The 19,185-nt window shown below is 66.6% G+C and carries 14 protein-coding genes and 1 tRNA gene; 6 read left to right on the top strand and 9 right to left on the bottom strand.

Translation table 11 applies throughout. From position 1 onward, the window contains the following. Positions 1–58 precede the first annotated feature (58 nt). From WCE05_RS12510 to bglX, 3 genes are all read right to left on the bottom strand, one after another. The gene (locus WCE05_RS12510; protein WP_225788053.1) at positions 59–1,393 is read right to left on the bottom strand and encodes a sigma-54 dependent transcriptional regulator; all 1,335 of its coding nucleotides are present in this window, start codon (positions 1,391–1,393) and stop codon (positions 59–61) included. Further along, entirely contained in the window at positions 1,387–3,144 is a 1,758-nt protein-coding gene (locus tag WCE05_RS12515; protein WP_253080375.1) for an ATP-binding protein, read from the bottom strand. The genes WCE05_RS12510 and WCE05_RS12515 overlap by 7 nt, the downstream gene beginning before the upstream one ends. A gap of 92 nt (positions 3,145–3,236) precedes the next feature. Continuing rightward, entirely contained in the window at positions 3,237–5,528 is a 2,292-nt protein-coding gene (gene bglX, locus WCE05_RS12520) for a beta-glucosidase BglX (RefSeq protein ID WP_368816003.1), read from the bottom strand. A 222-nt stretch (positions 5,529–5,750) separates the two neighbouring features. Between bglX and WCE05_RS12525 the strand changes: the two genes are divergently transcribed. Together WCE05_RS12525 and WCE05_RS12530 are read left to right on the top strand one after the other, a co-directional pair. After that, positions 5,751–6,368 (top strand): TPM domain-containing protein, encoded by a 618-nt coding sequence (locus WCE05_RS12525; protein WP_225788056.1) that lies wholly within the window; start codon positions 5,751–5,753, stop codon positions 6,366–6,368. Between the two features lie 124 nt (positions 6,369–6,492). Further along, on the top strand, positions 6,493–7,713 hold the full coding sequence (locus tag WCE05_RS12530) for an SAM-dependent methyltransferase (RefSeq protein WP_368816004.1): 1,221 nt from the start codon (positions 6,493–6,495) through the stop codon (positions 7,711–7,713). Between the two features lie 188 nt (positions 7,714–7,901). Here WCE05_RS12530 and WCE05_RS12535 read toward each other — a convergent pair whose 3' ends face one another. After that, a complete protein-coding gene (locus WCE05_RS12535; protein WP_368816005.1) occupies positions 7,902–8,918 on the bottom strand; it encodes a DUF4917 family protein in 1,017 nt (338 codons plus the stop codon). Between the two features lie 168 nt (positions 8,919–9,086). Between WCE05_RS12535 and WCE05_RS12540 the strand changes: the two genes are divergently transcribed. The 4 genes from WCE05_RS12540 (at position 9,087) to WCE05_RS12555 (ending at position 14,665) form a co-directional block, all read left to right on the top strand. Further along, positions 9,087–9,626, top strand: coding sequence for an RNA polymerase sigma factor (locus tag WCE05_RS12540; RefSeq protein ID WP_225788059.1), 540 nt, complete (start codon positions 9,087–9,089; stop codon positions 9,624–9,626). Continuing rightward, positions 9,619–10,581 carry a FecR domain-containing protein gene (locus WCE05_RS12545; protein ID WP_368816006.1) on the top strand — a complete coding sequence of 321 codons (963 nt, stop codon included), beginning with the start codon at positions 9,619–9,621 and terminating at the stop codon, positions 10,579–10,581. The genes WCE05_RS12540 and WCE05_RS12545 overlap by 8 nt, the downstream gene beginning before the upstream one ends. Positions 10,582–10,662: 81 nt before the next feature. Further along, entirely contained in the window at positions 10,663–13,044 is a 2,382-nt protein-coding gene (locus WCE05_RS12550) for a TonB-dependent receptor (RefSeq protein WP_368816007.1), read from the top strand. Positions 13,045–13,087: 43 nt separating this feature from the next. Then, complete coding sequence (locus tag WCE05_RS12555) at positions 13,088–14,665, top strand: esterase family protein (protein ID WP_253080381.1); 1,578 nt, start codon at positions 13,088–13,090, stop codon at positions 14,663–14,665. 26 nt (positions 14,666–14,691) lie between these two features. Here the strand turns inward: WCE05_RS12555 and WCE05_RS12560 are convergent, their stop codons facing one another. From WCE05_RS12560 to WCE05_RS12580, 5 genes are all read right to left on the bottom strand, one after another. Further along, entirely contained in the window at positions 14,692–16,392 is a 1,701-nt protein-coding gene (locus WCE05_RS12560) for a SulP family inorganic anion transporter (RefSeq protein WP_368816008.1), read from the bottom strand. Positions 16,393–16,597: 205 nt separating this feature from the next. After that, positions 16,598–16,671 (bottom strand) — tRNA-Gly (locus WCE05_RS12565). Positions 16,672–16,785: 114 nt separating this feature from the next. Then, positions 16,786–17,670 (bottom strand): alpha/beta fold hydrolase, encoded by an 885-nt coding sequence (locus tag WCE05_RS12570; RefSeq protein ID WP_225788064.1) that lies wholly within the window; start codon positions 17,668–17,670, stop codon positions 16,786–16,788. A gap of 386 nt (positions 17,671–18,056) precedes the next feature. After that, positions 18,057–18,749 (bottom strand): pseudouridine synthase, encoded by a 693-nt coding sequence (locus WCE05_RS12575; protein WP_253080383.1) that lies wholly within the window; start codon positions 18,747–18,749, stop codon positions 18,057–18,059. Between the two features lie 29 nt (positions 18,750–18,778). Continuing rightward, on the bottom strand, positions 18,779–18,988 hold the full coding sequence (locus WCE05_RS12580; RefSeq protein WP_225788066.1) for a cysteine-rich CWC family protein: 210 nt from the start codon (positions 18,986–18,988) through the stop codon (positions 18,779–18,781). Positions 18,989–19,185: the final 197 nt, after the last annotated feature.

Here is a 19,185-nt window from a genome sequence, read left to right on the forward strand (position 1 = left end):
AAGCGGCTGAATGAGCGGATTTCCGCTTATCGAAAAGCGTGAGCGAGCAAGAATCCGCTCATTCGCGCTCGAGGAAATCCTCGCGTACCAACCCGTGCCGCTGCATCTTCTCGTTCAGCGTGCGCCGTGGCAGTTGCAGGGTTTCCATGACCGCCTTGATCTCGCCCTTGTGCTGGCGCAGCGCAGCACGCAGGCACTGGGCCTCGAACGCTTCCATCTGTTCGGCGAGGGAATGGCTCGCGCTGGTTGCTTCCAGGCCCGGCGAGTCCAGGCCCAGGGCGTGGCGTTCGGCGGCATTGGCCAGTTCGCGCACGTTGCCCGGCCAGTCGTGGGCCAGCAGCTGCGCCAGTTGCGCACCGGCCAGCGGTGGTGCAGCGCGGCCCAGGCGCTCGGCGGCCGCGCGGGCGAAGTGCTCGAACAGCAACGGGATGTCCTCGCGCCGCTCGCGCAAGGGTGCCAGGCGCAGTTCGGCGACATTCAGGCGGTAGGCCAGGTCTTCGCGGAAGCGTCCGGCACGGGCTTCTTCGAGCAGGTCGGGCTTGGTCGCGGCGATGATCCGCAGGTCTACGCTGATGCTCTGGTTGGCCCCCAGGCGCTCGAGTTTCTGCTCTTGGATCACGCGCAGCAGCTTGGCCTGTTGGGCCAGGGGCATGCTCTCGATCTCGTCGAGGAACACCGTGCCGCCATTGGCGTATTCCAGCTTGCCGATGCGCTTGCCCTGGGCGCCGGTGAAGGCGCCGCTCTCATGACCGAACAGCTCGGCCTCGAACAGCGACTCGGGGATCGCCGCACAGTTGAGGGCGACGAAGGGTTTGTCGGCGCGTGGCCCGAAGTCGTGCAGGCAGCGGGCGACACGCTCCTTGCCGCTGCCGGTCTCGCCACGGATCAGCACGTTGACCGGCAGGTTCGCCAGGTCCAGGACCTGCCGGCGCAATTGCTGCAGGCCCTGGGACATGCCCAGCAGGGTGCCTTCCAGGCGTGCCTTGAGGTCGGCCTGCTGGTGCAGGCGGCGGTTCTCCAGCACCAGTTGGCGTTTTTCCAGGGCCCGGCGCAGGCTGCCGAGCAGGGTCTGCGGCGTGAAGGGTTTTTCCAGGAAGTCATAGGCGCCGCTGCGCATGGCCTCCACCGCCATGGGCACGTCGCCGTGGCCGGTGAGCAGGATCACCGGCAGGTCGGGGTCCTGGCCCTGCAGCCGCTCGAGCAGTTGCAGGCCATCCATGCCCGGCATGCGCACGTCGCTGACGATCACCCCGGGGTAGTGGGGCGGCAATTGCGCCAGGCAATCCTCGGCACGGGCGAACAGTTGCACGCTGAAGCCCGACAGGCTCAGCCACTGTTCCACCGCGGTGCGGATACTGGCTTCATCGTCGACGACGATCACCGAATTCAACATACAGGCTCCAGGTCACGTGGCAGGGTAAGGCTCAGGCGGGCGCCGCCGGGCAGGTTCTCGGCCTGCAGTTGGCCGCCGGCCTCGTGGACGATGCCGTAGGAGATCGCCAGGCCCAGGCCGAGCCCTTCGCCCACCGGCTTGGTGGTGAAGAAGGGGTCGAAGACCTTGGCCAGGTCGGCCTCGGGGATGCCGCCGCCGGAGTCGAGCACGCTCAGGCGCCAGTGGCCGTCATCGGCCTCGATACGGATCTCCAGGCGTTTGTAGCGCTTGTCGGCCATGGCGTCGAGGGCGTTGTGCAACAGGTTGATCAGCACCTGCTCGAGGCGGATGGCATCGCCGCGTACCCAGGCCGGGCGTGCCAGGTACAGGGCCACTTCGACGCCTTCGCCGCGGATACGCGCCTCCAGCAGGTGCAGGGCCTGGTCGACCACGGTGGCCAGGTCCAGGCGCTCGCGCAGGCCGCCGGGACTGTTGCGGGCGAAGGTCTTGAGGTGGCCGGTCAGCGCGGCCATGCGCGTGAGCATCTGCTCCAGCGGCTCCAGGGCCTGGCGTGCCTCTTCGTGGCGGCCGTGGTCGAGCAGCAGGCGCAGGGTTTCCAGTTGCATGCGCTGGGTGGTCAGCGGCTGGTTGATCTCATGGGCCAGTGCCGCCGACATCTGCCCCAGGGCCGCCAGCTTGGCCGACTGCACCAGCCCTTCCTGGGCGGTGCGCAGTTCGCGGGTGCGTTCCTCGACCAGACGCTTGAGCTCGTCGCGGCTGCGCTGGCGCAGGCGAGCCAGGCGCAGGCGCTGGCTGGCGAACAGGGCGGCGAACACCAGGCTCAGCCATACCGCGGCGGCGGCCAGGGCGGCGTTGCGGCCATCCTTGCTGACCTGCGGCTTGCGCAGCAGGTGCAAGGTCCAGCCCTCGGTTTCCAGCGGCAGGCTCTCCCACAGGTATTCGCCGGTGCCCTCGGGGCCTTGCACGCGGGTGAGGTGGCTGTTGTCGCCGAAGCGGGTCAGCACCTGGTGCTGCAGCGGCACCAGTGGCTGCTTGTCGTACTGGCGGGTCGCGGCCAGCTCGGCACGATCGGCGCTGGAGATCGGCAGCAGTTCGCGGTAGCGCCAGCCGTCCTGGTTGGCGATGAAGATGATGCCGCGGGCGTCACTGACCAGCAGGATGTCGCTGCCCTGGCGCCATTCGCGCTCCAGCTCGGGAAACTCCAGCTTGACCACCATGGCGCCGAGGAAGCGCCCCTGTTCGTCGTGCACCGCGCTGGACAGGAAGTACCCCGGCACGCCACTGGTCACGCCGACGGCGTAGAAACTGCCGCTGCCCTGGCTGCGGGTCTGCTTGAAGTAGGGGCGAAAGCCGTAGTTGGAGCCGACGTAGCTGGTCGGCAGGCGCCAGTTGCTGGCGGCCACGGCCAGGCCGGTGCGGTCGAGCAGTTCCAGGGTGGAGGAGTTGGCGGCGCCGTTGATGCGTTCGAGCTTGCGGTTCAGGGCGTCCTGGCGCTGTTCGGTGAGTGGGCCGCGCAGGGCGTCGATCAATTCCGGGTCCAGGGCCAGCACGGCGGGCAGGGCGCGGTAGCGCTCGATCAGCGTATGCAGGGAGTTGGCGTACAGGGTCAACTGCTGGCTGGCCCGACGGGCGTCGGTCTCCATCGCCTGGCGCTTGGCCTGGTGCATGGCCCAGCCGGCGCTGAGCGCGGTACCGAGGAGGATCAGCAGGACGATCAGGGTCAGGCGCAGGGCTCGAAAAGAAAAAAGCATGAGGCGGATCCTTGGCCTGTGCGGGTGTGTGTTCTGGGGGCCAGTGTCGACCCCTTCGCGGGCTTGCCTGCGAAGAGGCCGAGCAGACCGACCTACAGCAGCTCGAAGCTCTGTTGCTGCACCGCCTGGGAGTCCAGGCCGACCTGGACATTGAACTGCCCGGGCTCGGCGACCCGTTGCAGTTGGCTATTGTAGAACCTAAGGTCCTGCTCGCCGATGCGGAAGGTCAAGGTCCGCGACTCGCCTGCCTTGAGCATCAGCTTCTGGAAGTTCTTCAGCTCCTTGACCGGGCGGCTCATGGACGCAGTGACATCCTGCAGGTACAGCTGCACCACGGTCTCGCCGTCGCGCTTGCCAGTGTTCTTCACCGTGACCTTGGCTTGCAGGCTGGCGCCGCGCTCGAGTGTCTTGTGCGAGAGCGTCAGGTTCGACAACTCGAAGGTGCTGTAGCTCAGGCCATAGCCGAACGGGTACAGCGGCCCATTGGGCTCCTCGAAGTACTGCGAGGTGTAGTTGCCCGGCTTGCCCGGCGTGTAGGGGCGGCCGATACGCAGGTGGTTGTAGTACATCGGGATCTGCCCGACCGAGCGCGGGAAGGTGATCGCCAGCTTGCCGGACGGGTTGTAGTCGCCGAACAGAACGTCGGCGATGGCATTGCCGCCCTCGGTGCCGCTGAACCAGGTCTCGAGGATGGCATCGGCCTGTTCGCGCTCCCACGCGATCGACAGCGGCCGGCCATTCATCAGCACCAGCACCAGTGGCTTGCCGGTGGTCTTGAGGGCCTTGATCAGCTCACGCTGTACGGCAGGGATCTGCAGGCTGGTGCGGCTCGACGACTCGTGGGACATGCCGCGTGACTCGCCAACCACGGCCACCACCACGTCGGACTGCCGTGCCGCCTTGACCGCTTCGTCGATCAGTACCGCGGCCGGGCGCGGGTCGTCGATGATCTCCGGAGCATCGAAGTTGAGGAAGTTCAGGTAATCGACGATTGCCTTGTCGCCGGTGACGTTGGAGCCTTTGGCGTAGAGCAGGGTCGCCTTGTCGCCCAGGGCGCGACGCAGGCCTTCGCGCACGGTGACCGAGTGTTCCGGGCGGCCAGCGGCGGCCCAACTGCCCATCATGTCGATCGGCGCGTCGGCCAGCGGGCCGACCAGGGCGATGGTGCCGGCCTTCTTCAGTGGCAGGGTCTGGTTGCGGTTCTCCAGCAGCACCAGGCTGCGTCGTGCCACGTCGCGCGCGGTGTCGCGGTGCAGGCGGTCGTCGCTGTAGTAGTCCTTGAGGTCGTTCTCGGCCTTGCCAATGCGCAGGTACGGGTCCTTGAACAGGCCCATGTCGTACTTGGCGCCGAGGACTTCACGCACGGCCTGGTCCAGCTCGGCCTGGGTCACTTCACCTGACTCGAGCAGGCCCGGCAGTTCTTCGCCATAGAGGGTATCGTTCATGCTCATGTCGATGCCGGCCTTGATCGCCAGCTTCGCCGCCTCGCGGCCATCCTGGGCGACACCATGGCGGATCAGCTCCTGGATCGCGCCATGGTCGCTGATGGTCACGCCCTTGAAGCCCCATTCCTTGCGCAGCAGGTCGTTCATCAGCCAGGTATTGGCGGTGGCGGGCACGCCGTTGATCGAGTTGAGCGCGACCATCACGCCACCGGCACCCGCGTCGAGCGCGGCGCGGTAGGGCGGCAGGTAGTCGTTGTACATCTTCGGCAGGCTCATATCGACCGTGTTGTAGTCGCGCCCACCCTCCACCGCGCCATACAGGGCGAAATGCTTGACGATGGTCATGACGCTGTCGGGATTGGCCGGGCTCTTGCCCTGGAACGACTCGACCATCACCTTGGCGATCCGCGAGGTGAGGTAGGTGTCCTCGCCGAAGCCTTCGCTGGTGCGGCCCCAGCGCGGGTCGCGGGCGATATCGACCATGGGCGCGAAGGTCATGTCCAAGGCGTCGGCGGCGGCTTCGATGGCTGCGGTGCGGCCGACCTTGGCGATGGCATGCATGTCCCAGGTCGCGGCCAGGCCCAGGCCAATCGGGAAGAGGGTACGTTCACCGTGGATCGTGTCGTAGGCGAAGAACATCGGGATCTTCAGGCGGCTGCGCATGGCGGCATCCTGCATCGGCCGGTTCTCCGGGGCGGTGAGCGAGTTGAAGGTGCCACCGATGCGACCGGCGGCGATTTCCTCGCGGATCTTTTCGCGGGGCATTTCCGGGCCGATGCTGATCAGGCGCAACTGGCCGATCTTCTCCTCGACGGTCATTTGCTGGATCAAGTGGTCGATGAAGGCCTGCTTGTTTTGCAGGGGCGGTGCGGCGGTGGCGGCCAGGGCCGCCTGACTGGCAAGGCCCATGGCCAGGCCCAGCAAAGACAGTTTCATCATGGGTTCCGTTGTCGTGGCCTGTGCCGTATCCGGGGGATGCGTGCGGTCGGAGTTTTTCAGGCGGCTATCGAAGTTGTACAGTTCGCCGGGCTTGTTTTAGCCGATCGGCCCTGCATGATCCAGTGCGGCGGCGGATTATGCCTTATATGGCGCGCGTCATGAGATACACTCCCGCCGGCTGGATGCCGGGACAACTATAAGAACGATCGAGAGACCGAAGGCATGACTGACCTCAACGAATACGAGCAGCGGCTGATCGCCGAGGCCATCGCCCGGGCCGAACGGCGCACCGACGCGGAACTGGTGACGGTGCTGGCGCGTCGCGCCGACGACTACGCCTACTTGCCGTTGCTCTGGGCCGCGCTGCTGGCCCTGGCATTGCCCGGCCTGCTGCATGTGGCCCTGGGCTGGCCCGGTATCCGCGGCCTGCTGGTGGCCCAGGTGCTGCTGTTCATCGCCCTGTGCCTGCTGCTGCGCAACCCGCGCCTGGCCAGCCTCCTGGTACCGCGCGTGCTGCGCCATCGGCGCGCCTCGGGGCTGGCGCGCCAGCAGTTCCTCGAACTGAACCTGCAACGCACCGCCGGTGCCACCGGGGTGCTGATCTTCGTCAGCGAGGCCGAGCACCACGTGGAGATCCTCGTCGACGAAGGCATCGCCCGGCACCTGCCGGAGCAGGCCCGGGCCGACATCGTGGCGCGCTTCACCGAGCAGGTGCGTCAGGGCCAGACCCTGCAGGGCTTCGTCGAGTGCATCGAGGCCTGTGGCGAGCTGCTCAGCGAGCATGTGCCGCCGACCCATGCGTGCAACGAACTGCCCAACCGCTTGGTGATTCTCGACTGAACCGCTTCTCCCCTGTGGGAGCAGGAGGGCTTCCATCGAGAAAACCTTCGCGCTGGCCGGGCATCGACGTAGAATGCCCGCCATTGCGCGTTGCGCTCCCCGCATACCGAGGCACCCATTTCCCATGTCCGCCAACCCTTCCGCTCCCACCGCGCCGGATGCGCGTGCCCAGTTCCTGAGCCTGCTGGCCGACGCCCTGGACGACGGCACCCTGGCCAGGCTGGTGCTGGCCCGCCATGTCGGTGACGACCCGACCCTGCAGCGGATCATCGCCAAGCCTGTGGTGGTCAAGGGCCAGCCCTGCCTGTCGCTGGTCTATCGCCACCAGACCCGCGACATCACCCGCAACCTGCCGCTGGAGCAGGCCAAGGCGCTGGTCGCCGAACTGCTGCCGCAGAGCTTTCGCAATGCCCACCTGTTCACCCGCGAGGGTGAGGTGCAACTGGGCTTCAGCAAGAAGGGCAAGCCGCAGCTCCTGCACCATGGCACGCAACCCCCGCGCGAAGCGCAGCCGGCGGCCGGGCACGACCGGGAGAAGAAGCGCTACCTGGCGTTGTCGCGGCCGTTCCTGCGTGACCTGGGCGTGACCGATGCCCAGGGCGCGTTGATCCCGTCCATGTCGCGCAAGTGGAAGCAGATCAACAAGTTCATCGAGGTCTTCGACCATGCCCTGGCCAGCGCGCCACTGGCGGCAGGCCAGCCGCTGCGGGTGGCCGACTTCGGTTCGGGCAAGGGCTACCTGACCTTCGCCATGCATGACTACCTGCGTAACAGCCTGGCGCGTGACGCCCAGGTCACCGGTGTCGAGCTGCGCCAGGACATGGTCGACCTGTGCAACGCCGCCGCCGCGCGCCTGCAGCATCCCGGGCTGGAGTTCCAGTGCGGCGACGTGCGCAGCGTGGTGCCCGAGGCCATCGAGGTGATGATCGCCCTGCATGCCTGCGACATCGCCACCGACTACGCCATCCACACCGGTATTCGCTGCAAGGCCGCGATCATCATGTGCTCGCCCTGCTGCCACAAGCAGATCCGCCCGCAGTTGCACAGCCCCGGCCTGCTCCAGCCGATGCTGCAGTACGGCCTGCACCTGGGGCAGCAGGCCGAGATGCTCACCGACAGCCTGCGCGCGCTGTACCTGGAGGCCTGTGGCTACGAGACCAAGGTGTTCGAGTTCATCTCGTTGGAGCACACCAACAAGAACAAGATGATCCTCGCGGTGAAGCGCCGGCAGGCGGCGGACAACACCGCGCTGCTCGAGAAGATCGGCCAGCTCAAGGCATTCTATGGCATCAAGGAGCATTGCCTGGAGACATTGCTGCGGGCTGATGGGTTGATTCCGGCTTGAGGCTTCTGCGCTGCCACGCTTCGTAAAGCCCTGCTCTAGGGAATGGTCCTGAGGTCATGTAGGGCCATTCCCTCCCGGGCATGTGACGTCAGGAGCTGCTGTGGATCTGACACGTGTCGCCAGCTTGGTTTGTCAACGCAGCACCAGCCGTCCCGCGCTCTGACAGGGCAGTTTTGCCCCCGGTCTGCTCATCGCCGCCGGGCATGCTCGGCAGGCACCGCGATCGTCAACGCGGGGTTACCCAGCGGATGGCTACTGGCATCGAAGAAATGCAGTGCGATCTGCGGCGTATCAGCGAAGCGTTGAGCGAAATGCTGTTTCTGGTTGATCACCGACGCCTCGCTCAACGGCCGGATGGCAATCGACAGGTGTTTCGGCCGGGCCTGGCGGATGGCGTCGAGCAGGTGCTGGTCGCTGGCGTCCAGGTGCTGGCCGAACAGGCACAGGCCCTGGTTTTCGCCGGCCAGTTGGCCCAACCCCCAGGACAGATAGTCCGACGCGCGGATGGCGCGCAGTTTTTCCTCGCTGCGGCTCTCGTTGACGAACAGCGGCACCTCGCCAGGAATGTTCACGGCAAAGCCATCGAGCAGTTCGCCGCCTTCGGCGCTGCGCTGGCGGGTGCTGCCGTCGGGCAGCTTGAGCAGGTGCAGGCCGCCGTGCAGGTGAACGACGCGGGTGCCTTCGGTGGCGGTACGGCGCACGTCGAAGAAACCCTGCTCGTCGAACAGCGTGGCGAAGCCCTCCGGCGCCTGCCCTACGGCCCAGGGCAGCAGCAGGTCGTAGTTGCTGGTATAGACGTTGCGATAGCCGCGCAGGGCCTGGTTGATCGTCGCCAGGATGGCGCCTGACACCTGCGCCCAGGGCAGGTGCACGACGCGCATGGCGTGGATCAGCGCTTCCTTGATCGAGTAGTAGCGGTTGAGCGGGGCGGTGGAGTTGATGGCCAGCGCGGCGTTGGCCCGCACCGTGGTGTTCAGGGTGCTGAGCACCGGCTCGAACAGCTCCGTGCCGAGGGCCTTGAACAAGGCCTGGTCGCTGACCCCCAGCGCCTTGTGCCGGACCCGCTGCGCCTCCTCGAACAGCGAGAAGTAGCCGAACGGCTTCCACAGTGCGCGGCTGGCGCCGTTGCCCAGCAGCAGGGCATCGCAGGGGTGGCGGTCGTTCAGGTCCGCCCAGGCGGGCAGGTGGGCGTCGAGAGCAGGCATCGCAGGTCCGTTGGGTAGGGCGAAGAACGTGGCGACTTTAGCATGTCGTGGATCTCGCGTGGCTGGCCACTGAAGTGGCGCACAAGACCGATAGGCTGGCGACGGCTGGAAGACATGTGTGAGAATGATAGGAATTCCTATTAACGATCCTGCCCACTCCTACGCGCAATGACATCCTTCACCACGCCCTGGGCCGGCGCCGCGCCGGCCTTCCAGGCAGTCGTCGACGACCTGCTCGCCCACTACAGCGACCTGCGCCGCTACCTGTGCGCCCGCCTGCGCAACCCTGACGATGCCGCCGACATCGCCCAGTCCAGCTTCGCCCAGGCCTACGCCCATGCCCTCAATGCGCCGGTGATCAATGCCCGCGCGCTGTTGTTCCAGGCCGCGCGCAACCTGTGCATCGACCAGTACCGCCGGCGCAGCACCGAACTGGCAGCGCTGGAGGACTGGTTGGCCCGCGCCGATGCGCTCAGCCCCAGTGTCGAGGAGATCATGATCGCCCGCGAGCAGTTGCAGCAGCTGATCGCCCGCATCGAGCGCATGCCGCGCCTGCGCCGCGAAGTCTTCGTCCGTGTGCGTCTGCATGGGCAGAGCCACCGCGAGGTGTGCCAGGCGCTGGGCCTGTCGGCCAAGTCGGTGGAGCTGCATATTGCCCGCGCGGTGTTCGACCTGTCCGAACTGCGCCTGGCCGTGCGTCATGGTTGAGTCGGTGTCACCGCGCAAGGTGCAGCAGGCGCTGATGTATCTGGCGGCCTTGCACGGCGATGACCCGGAGCGGGTGCGCCAGGTCGGTGGCCAGGTGCAGCGCTGGCGCGGCAGGAGCGACGAGCACGAACGCGCCTGGCAGGAGGCCGAACAGCGTTGGCAGATGGTTCATCGCCTGGCACCACAGCTGCGGGGGGCGGTGCAGCCGCAGCCCTACGACCCGGCCCGTCGGCGCTTGCTGCGCCAGGGGAGTGCCCTGGCCGTGGTGCTGGCGGCCGGTGGCTGGCTGGGGTGGATGTTCAAGCGTACCTCACCCTTCCAGCACGACCTGCAGACCGCCCACGCCGAAGCGCCGCGCGCCGTCGCGCTGCCTGACGGCAGCCAGTTGCTGGCGGCTGCCGAGACCAACCTGCGGGTGCGCTTCGACCATGGCCAGCGCCAGGTGCTGTTGTTGCACGGCAATGTGTTCTTCGACGTCGCCCACGAGATGTGGCGGCCGTTTCTGGTCAGCACCCGCCTGGGCAGGGTAGAGGTGCTCGGCACCGCCTTCAGCGTCAGCGACCGTGGCGGTCGGGTGCAGGTGGCAGTTGCCCGGGGGCGGGTCCAGGTGCGCGACCTGCAAGGCGGCGAGCAGATTCTGGTGGCCGGTGAGCGTATCTGCCTGGACGAGCAGGGCCGGCTGGGCGCGTTGCGCTCCGGCGGTCGCTTCGGCCCCGAGCTGGGCCACTGGCAGCGCGGCTGGTGGTCGTTCACCGACCAGGCGCTGGCGGATGTCATCGGCGAACTCAATGCCTACCTGGCGCAGCCGCTCCGGGTCGATCCTGGCGTGGCAGGGTTGCGCCTGACCGGTAGCTTCCCCAGCGACCGACCCGAGGTGCTGCTCGAAGCACTGCCACGGATCCTCCCGGTACGCCTGGTGGAGGAGGGCGGTCGACGCCTGGTGCAGCGACGTTGAAACAGGCCGGCAGATTTTTTGAGGGGTAACGCAAAGGTGCTGCGTCATCACAGGTGAATCCACCTTCTGCAAGGACCGATCATGTCGCTTTACCCCACCCGCTTCCCCGGCACCCTGCGCCGTTTGGCCCTGGCCTGCGCCTTGGGTGGCGCGGGCCTGGCGCCCGCCGTCGCGCTGGCCGACAGCCAGCCGCTGGCGCTGGACCTGCCAAGCCAGTCCCTGGAGGCCACCGTGCATGCCCTGGCCCATGAGTCAGGTGTGGCCATCGCGGCCGACAGCCGTGTGCTCGCCGGCCGCAGCGCACCGGCCCTGCGGGGGCGCTACACGGTGTTGCAAGCCTTGCAGCAGTTGCTGCAGGGCAGTGACCTGGTGGCGGTCGAGGAAAACGGTGTGGTGATCCTGCGCAGCAGCAGCGAGGCGGGCGCCCTGACCCTGGGGGCGACCACGGTCAACGCCAGCGGCTTCGCCAGTGACCTGCCCGACGCCTACAGCGGCGGCCAGGTCGCCCGCGGTGCGCGGGTTGGCCTGTTGGGCAACCGCGACATCATGGACACGCCGTTCAACATCACCGCGTATACCGCGCAGGCCATCGAGAACCAGCAGAGCGGCACGGTCGGCGCGGTGTTGCGCAACGATCCGTCGATCCGCTTCAGCACTGGCGAAGGTCATGCCTACGAGAACTTCATGATCCGCGGTTACTCCCTGGACTCCACTGAGCTTGCGGTGAACGGCCTGTACGGCCTGGCGCCGGATGGCCATGTGCCGACCGAGTTCCTCGAGCGGGTCGAGGTGCTCAAGGGGCCGGGGGCACTGCTTTCCGGCATGGCGCCCAATGGCGGTGTGGGCGGCGTGATCAACCTGGTGCCCAAGCGCGCTGGCGATGCGCCGCTGACGCGCCTGACCACCAGCTACGTGTCCGATGGTTTCGTCGCCGAGCACATCGACCTGAGCCGGCGCTTCGCCGACGGTCGCTTCGGCATCCGCTTCAACGGCGTCTACGGTAGCGGCGACACCGGTGTGGACCAGCAATCCAAGGATCGCACCCTCGCGTCCCTGGCGCTCGATTATCGGGGCGACGACTTCAAGCTCGAGCTCGATGCCTACGAGACCCATGAGAAACTCGACAACGGCAGCCCGATGATGGCCGGCTTCAGCAAGCTGGGCCAGGTGACCAAGGCCCCCAAGCCCGACACCAACATCCTCGAAGGCATCCATGCCAAGCAGATCAGTAAAGCCGTGGTGCTGCACGGTGAATATGAGCTGGACGAGCACTGGACCGCCTTCGCCAGCGTCGGTGGCGCGCGGACCCGCTACGACGGCTTTCTCAACGGTACCCGGGTCATCGTCACCAAGGCCGACGGCACGGCCACTGGCGAAACCTACAACCAGGCCGGCTACACCCACAGCCTGTCCACCGAGGCTGGCCTGCGCGGCAACTTCATGACCGGTGACGTGAGCCACCAACTGGTGCTCAGTGCCACCCTGCTGCACCAGGACATCGGCCGTGCGCCGACCGTCACCGGGCCGAAGTACACCACCAGCATCTACCACCCGGGCAAGGCGGTGATCGCCGGCGACCATGGCAGCAGCGACAAGACCGGCGACAACACCTTGTCCAGCTTCGCCCTGGCCGACACCCTGGGTTTCGTCGATGACCGCGTGCTGCTGACCCTGGGGGTACGGGCCCAGCGGGTACGCCAGAAAATGAGCAACCCCGCCTACGACGAGCGCAAGCTGACCCCGGCCCTGGGGATCGTGGTCAAGCCCTGGGATGCGCCGGTATCGCTGTATGCCAACTACATCGAAGGGCTGACCCAGGGCGGCATGGTCACTGACCTCAAGGCGGCCAACTATGGCGAGCAGTTCGCACCGTACGTGGCCAGGCAGATGGAAACCGGCGTGAAGTGGGACCTGGGCGATTTCAGTCATACCCTGGCGGTGTTCCAGATCGAGAAGCCGAGCATGATCAAGGACGGCGGGGCCGACGAGTACCGCTACACCGACGATGGCGAGCAGCGCAACCGCGGCGTGGAATGGAACATGTTCGGCGAGGTCGTGCCCGGCGTACGTCTGCTCGGTGGCGTGACCTATACCCGTGCCAGGCTGACCAAGACCGCCAACGGCCAGCTCGACGGCAATACCGCCCGTGGCGTGCCGCAGTGGTCGGCCAACCTTGGCGCCGAGTGGGACCTGCCGTGGGTAGAGGGCCTGACCCTGACCGCCCTGGGCATCCACAGCAGTTCCCAGTACCTGGACGACGAGAACACGCTGAAGATCCCCCAGTGGACTCGCTATGACCTGGGCGCACGCTATGCCACCAAGGTGTTGAGCAAGGACGTGACCCTGCGTGCCAGCCTGGAAAACGTCGAGAACCGCGCCTATTGGGCCGGGGTGTTCAACCCTGGCTACGCCACGGTGAGCGAGCCGCGAACCCTGAAACTCTCCGCCAGTGTCGACTTCTGAGGTGAACATGCATCGATTCGCGTGCTGTGGGTGTGCGGTGCTCATGGCCGCCGCTTGTGCGGGTGGGGCCCAGGCCGCGCCGGACCAAGGGCTGCGGGTAGGCCAGGTCGTCAGCGGCCGGGCCCTCGAGGCCTCCCAGTCCGTCTGGCCACTGTCGCTCAAGGCCGGGGACCTGGTTCGTGGCCGGGTCGATGGCGATGTCAGCCTGCGCTTGCTCGATGAGCGCGGGCAATCGCTGCGCCTGCTGCTCGATGGCCTCGACCAGCCCCGCGAGTTCCTGTTCGTCGCCGGGCGCGACGGCCGTTTCGGCCTGCGCGCCGAGCCCCTGCCGATCCGCCCGGGGGCCCACTTCAGCTTGCGCCTGGAGCAGGTGCTGGCGGCCAGCGAGCAGCGCCGTGCTCCGGTGCCGCTGGCCAGCCCGACCCTGCGCGAGCTGGCCGGGCAACTCGCTAACGGTGGCGACACGGCAGCGTTCTGGCAGGCGCGTGCCGAACAGGGCACGCCCTTGGTCGAGGCGGTTCCCGGCAAGCCCGGGCAGCGCCTGGTCACCTTCCTCTGGCGCGGTGCCAGGGACAACGTGCGCATGTTCGGCGCCCCGAGTGGCAGCCACGAGGCGTTGCAGCGCCTGGGCGAAAGCGATGTCTGGTACCGCAGTTTCGAGGTGCCCGCCGCTACGCGGCTGAGCTACCAGATGGCCCCGGATGTACCCCCCTCGGACGACCGCCGGGTGATCCTCGCCAGCACGCGCCGCGACCCGCTCAACCCCAACACCTTCGCCGACGCCAGCGGTGACCCCTGGTTGTCACGTTCCCGCCTGGAGCTGCCCGACGCTGCGCCGCAGCCGTGGAGTGCCGAGCGGTCGGGCGTGGCCCGTGGCAGCGTCGAGCGCAAGCGCCTGGCCAGCCGGTCGCTGGGCAACGAGCGTGACATCTACCTGTACCGTCCGGCTGGCTGGCGCCCGGGCCAGGCCGACCAAGGCCTGCTGGTGCTGTTCGACGCCCACGCCTACACCCGCCAGGTACCGACCCCGACGATCCTCGACAACCTGATCGCCGAAGGTCGGATACCGCCCACGGCGGCGATCATCATCGCCAATCCCAGTGACCTCAGCCGTCAACAGGAACTGCCGCCCAACCCAGCCTTCGCGCGCTTCATGGCCGAGGAACTGATGCCCTGGGCGCATCGGCAAGGGATCTCGGCGCAGGCCTCGCACACCGTGGTCGCCGGCTCCAGCTACGGCGGCCTGGCCGCAGCTTACATGGGGCTCAGGCATCCAGAGCTGTTCGGTAACGTGCTGAGCCTGTCGGGTTCCTACTGGTGGGCCAGGGAGGGCGAGGAGCCTGGCTGGCTGACCCGCGAGTACGTCAAGGTGCCCCGCCTGCCGCTGCGTTTCTACCTGCAGGCCGGGCTGTTCGAAGGGCCCAGGATCCTCGACAGCAATCGCCACCTGCGTGATGTGCTGCTGGCCAAGGGGTATGAGGTCGAGCAAGTCGAATATCCGGCGGGGCACGACTACCTGCAATGGCGGGGGAGCCTGCCGTGCGGGTTGGTCAGCCTGCTCGGCAAAGGGACGCAAACCGTAGCCGAGGCGTGCAGGTATCCTCAAGGCATCGATCCTTGAAACAGGCATGCCAGCGGTAAGCGGCGTCACTCCTCCCGTACGGCTTGCCGCTGCCTGTTGCGCCACACCCGGTACGCCCGGATCCCCGCCCGCACCGAGCCGAACAGTAGTTTGTCCTCCATCTCCCGCGCCATCCCCGAGCGCACCAGCATGCGCAGGAAGGGGCCACGGGCGCGGGCGATGCTGAAGTGGATGCCCTGGGCGGCGAGGGTGTCGCGCACTTCGCGCAGGGCGGCGATGCCGCTGACGTCGATGCGGGTCACCGCCTCGGCGTCGAACAGTACGGCCTGGGGCTTGCTCTCCTGCTGCACGGCGTCGAGCAGGCGCATCTTGAAGTAGTCGGCGTTGAAGAACAGGATCGCGTCGTCGAAGCGGTACACCACCAGGCCCGGGACGGTGCGGGCGTCGGGGTGGTGGCGGATGTCGACCTGGCCTTCGATACCGGGCGCCCAGCCGAGCACGGCGTCGGTGGGCTGGTAGATGCTGTACAGCAGGCGCAGGATCGCCAGGGTCACGGCGAAGATGATGCCCGGCAACACGCCCAGGCCGAGCACGCCCACGGTGGTCAGCAGGCACAGGCAGAACTCGAAGCGGCTGAGCCTGTAGATCTTGCCCAGGGACTTCACGTCGATCAGCCCCCAGCCGGCCATCAGCAGCACGGCGCCCAGGACGGCCTGGGGAATCCAGGCCATGGGCGCGGTGAAGAACAGCAGGATCAAGGCGATCACCAGCGCGGCGATGATGCCCACCAATTGGCTCTTGCCGCCGACCATGTCGTTGACCGCGGTCCGCGAATCGGCGCCGCTGATGGCGAAGCCCTGGGAGATCCCGGCGGCCAGGTTGCTGACGCCAAGGGCGACGAACTCATGGTTGGCGTTGATCGCGTAGCCGTGGCGGGCAGCGAAGCTGCGGGCGGTGAGCATGGCGCTGCAGAAGCTCACCGTGGCGATACCCAGGGCATCGCGCAGCAGGCTCTTGGTTTCCGCCAGGTTGCTCTGCGGCCAGGCCAGCTCCGGGATGCCCGCCGGCACCGGGCCGAGGATGGCCACGCCGAAACGGTCCAGGCCGAACAGCCCCGCCAGCAGGGTGAACAGCGCCACCGTCAGTAGCGCCGCGGGCAGGCGCGGATAACGGCGCGGCAGCCAGATCAGCAGGCCCAGGCCGGCCAGGCCGATGGCCAGGGTCAGCCAGTGGATCTCACCCAGACGCTGGAGGAAGTCGAGCAAGCTGAGGATGAAACCGTCGCCTTCGATCCTGAACCCCACCACCTTGCTCAATTGCCCGGCGATCAGGCTCAGGCCGATGCCGTTGAGGTAGCCGATCAGGATCGGCCGCGAGAAGAAACTGGCGATGAACCCGGCCCGGGCCACCCCGGCGGCGATCAGCATCAGCCCCACCAGCACGGTGACGATCACCGCCAGCTCGGCGGTGCGCTGCGTATCGCCCATGGCCAGCGGCGCCACGGCGCCGGCGATCATGGCGCAGGTCGCCGCGTCCGGGCCGACCATCAATTGCCGCGAACTGCCGATCAGGGCGTAGACCATCATCGGCAGCACGCAGGCATACAGCCCGTACTGTGGCGGCAGACCGACGATCTGGGCGTAGGCGATGGCGATGGGAATCTGGATCGCGGCCACGGACAGGCCTGCCTGCAGGTCGGCATGGAACCACTCGCGGCGGTAGTGGAGGAGGTTGGCCAGGCCGGGTAGCCAGCGGGAGAGAAACATGCGCAGTCCTTTCGAAATGTTTCGCAGTGCTTCGAGCATATGCGCCCGAAGCCGTTTCGCTTGCAAGTGGAATCCAGAGGGCATTCAAGCCGATCGGCGAAGAGATGGCCAGAGGCCATATAACGAAAGGAGGGCACGAAAAAAGGAGCAGAAGCTCCTTTTGACAGGCGATGACGCTGCTGGAACGTCATGCGGGAAAGCGATATGGAGCGGGTGATGGGAATCGAACCCACGCTAGCAGCTTGGGAAGCTGCAGTTCTGCCATTGAACTACACCCGCTTCGGAGCCCGACTTTTTACCAGAACCCTCGCGCCATGAGAAGCCCGAGTTGTAAAAAGACCTGTCGACGCCCCGTAGCCTGCGGGTGCTGGAGGCTACGGGACGCCGAGACGGTCAGATGGCCAATGCATGCTGCCCCTGTACGTACGGGTGGCGTTGACGGGGCGCACGCACGGTTGGCTTGAGGAAGCCGAGCATGGCGGTGCGGGTATCTTCACAGGCGCTCTTGTGCTCCATGTCGAGGAAGTGGCCGGCGTCGCGGATCACGCTGAAGTGGCTTTGCTGCACATGCTGGCCGAACTGCCGGGCATCCTCGACGGTGGTGTACTCGTCACGCTCGCCATTGATGAACAGCACCGGGATGTCGATGTTGTGCGCAGCCTTCAGTGCCCGCTGCAGGTCATGCTGCAGCACCTGGTTGATGTGGAAGTGCATCTGCGCGTACTCGTGGCTGTCGAGGCTGCTGACGTGGCGGTAGTTGAAGCGCTTGAACAGCGACGGCAGGTACTTGCCGATGGTGTCGTTGACCAGGTTGCCCACTTGGTAGCGGTCGCAGGCGGCCAGGTACTGACAACCGCGCTCCAGGTAGTCGCGCATGGGTTCGTTGATCACCGGCGAAAACGAACTGACGATGGCCTTGCGTACCCGTCGCGGCTGGTACGCAAGGGCCAGCAGTGCGCAGGCGCCGCCCCAGGAAAAGGACATCACGTGGTCGGCCTGGAAGTGCTCGATCAGCTCGAGGAGGATATGCGCCTCGGTCTCCTTGGTGATCAGCCGTTCCTGGCGGTTGTGCGGCTTGGACTTGCCGGCGTAGGGCTGGTCGTACAGCACGACATTGAACTGCGGGTGCAGGCTGCGCACCGTCTGGGCAAAGGAGGCCGTGGTGGCCAGGGAGCCGTTGATCAGGATGATCGTCTTCTCGGCGGCTTCGGCGCGATGGAACTCCGTGTAAACCCGGTACTGACCTTGGATATCAAGCACAGCGATTTCTGGCCTCATGTCATCGACTCCTGGCGCAAAAAGGGTATTCGCGTCACCTAGGGTGCACGTTCTTCATGACAGGTAGGCATACGCCTCGAAGAGAAACCGGAGCCCTTGTGTCGATCCTTGGCACGCGTGTCGACGGTATTGTTTTAGGTGGGCAATCTGCCGTGCCCCAGGGCATCGAGGCCCCGGGTGGCCGGCAAAAAGGTGTCTTGGACTGCGGGCGTGACCGATAAGTCACATGCAGACCGACGAGTTAGGATTCAAGCAGCAGGGGCGGGATCCTGCAAGTGCCGTTCGGGGAATCCTGCGGGGAAAACCGCTGGGCGGTCGTTTGGGGAATGCCGGTCAATCCAGGGGCCTTGTAGTCCGAGGGCTGCAGCAGCCCCATCCCCATCCGTTCAGACCGAAGCGATCTCCTGCTCGGTGAGTTCGCGGAACTCACCCGGCGCCAGGGCAGGGTCGAGCTGGATAGGCCCCATGCATTCGCGGTGCAGCCCGACCACCTTGTTCTGGAAGTGGCCGAACATGCGCTTGACCTGGTGATAACGCCCCTCGACGATCGCCAGGCGTGCCTGGCGCGGCCCGAGGATGTCCAGCCGGGCGGGCTGGGTGGTGAGGTTTTCGAAGGCGAAGTAGAAGCCTTCGTGGAACTTGGCGACATAGTGCTCGCCGATCTCGTCCTCGGTCTGGACGTGGTAGACCTTGGGCAGCTTGGTACCAGGCTGGGTCAGGCGGCGCGACCATTGTCCGTCGTTGGTCAGGATCATCAGCCCGGTGGTGTTGTAGTCCAGGCGCCCGGCGATGTGCAGGTCGCCGCGCAGCCCAGCGGGCAGCAGGTCGAGCACCGTGCGGTGCCGTGGGTCCTGGGTCGCGCTGACGTAACCGGCGGGCTTGTGCAGCATCAGGTAGCGCGCCGGGTGGCCGGCCTGGAGCACTTGGCCGTCCACCTCGATGCGGTCGAACGCACGGACCTCATGACGGGGGTCGCTCACCACCGCATCGCCCACGCGGACACGCCGCTGGACCAGCAGCAGGCGGACCTGCTGGCGGTTGTAGCAGGGGTGGTTGGCGAGGAAACGGTCTAGGCGCATGGCGGCAGGTCGGGAGAAAAGAGCGCAGTCTAGCGCCGCGTTGCTTCGGCGTGCTCGCTGAGCGACGCGCAGCGAGGGCACAGGCAGGCCTTGTCGCGCAGTTCGGCGGGCACGGCCTGGAGCGCGGCTGGGTCGATGGTCACCGCGAAGCACCAGCAGTTCTGCGTGGCGCTACGAGGGTCGGCCAGGCTGCACTGGTTGAGGGCGCCACAGGCGGGGCAGTGCTGTTGGTCATTCATGTTGCGATCATCGGGCTGGTACATCTTGCGCCGGAGTATATCCGAAGGGGAGGGAGGAGGCGGCGTCGCTGGGACTGTCAGATTTTTTGTGTGCGGGCCGGTAACGGCCTGCCGTCAGGCAGGCCCTGATTCTCACCAGGTCGGCCTGATGAACCGGTCTCCGTACAGAATCGCAAATTGATTCATCGCGCTTTTCC

The sequence above is a fragment of the Pseudomonas sp. I2 genome (assembly GCF_040984075.1).
Lineage (GTDB): Bacteria > Pseudomonadota > Gammaproteobacteria > Pseudomonadales > Pseudomonadaceae > Aquipseudomonas > Aquipseudomonas guariconensis_B.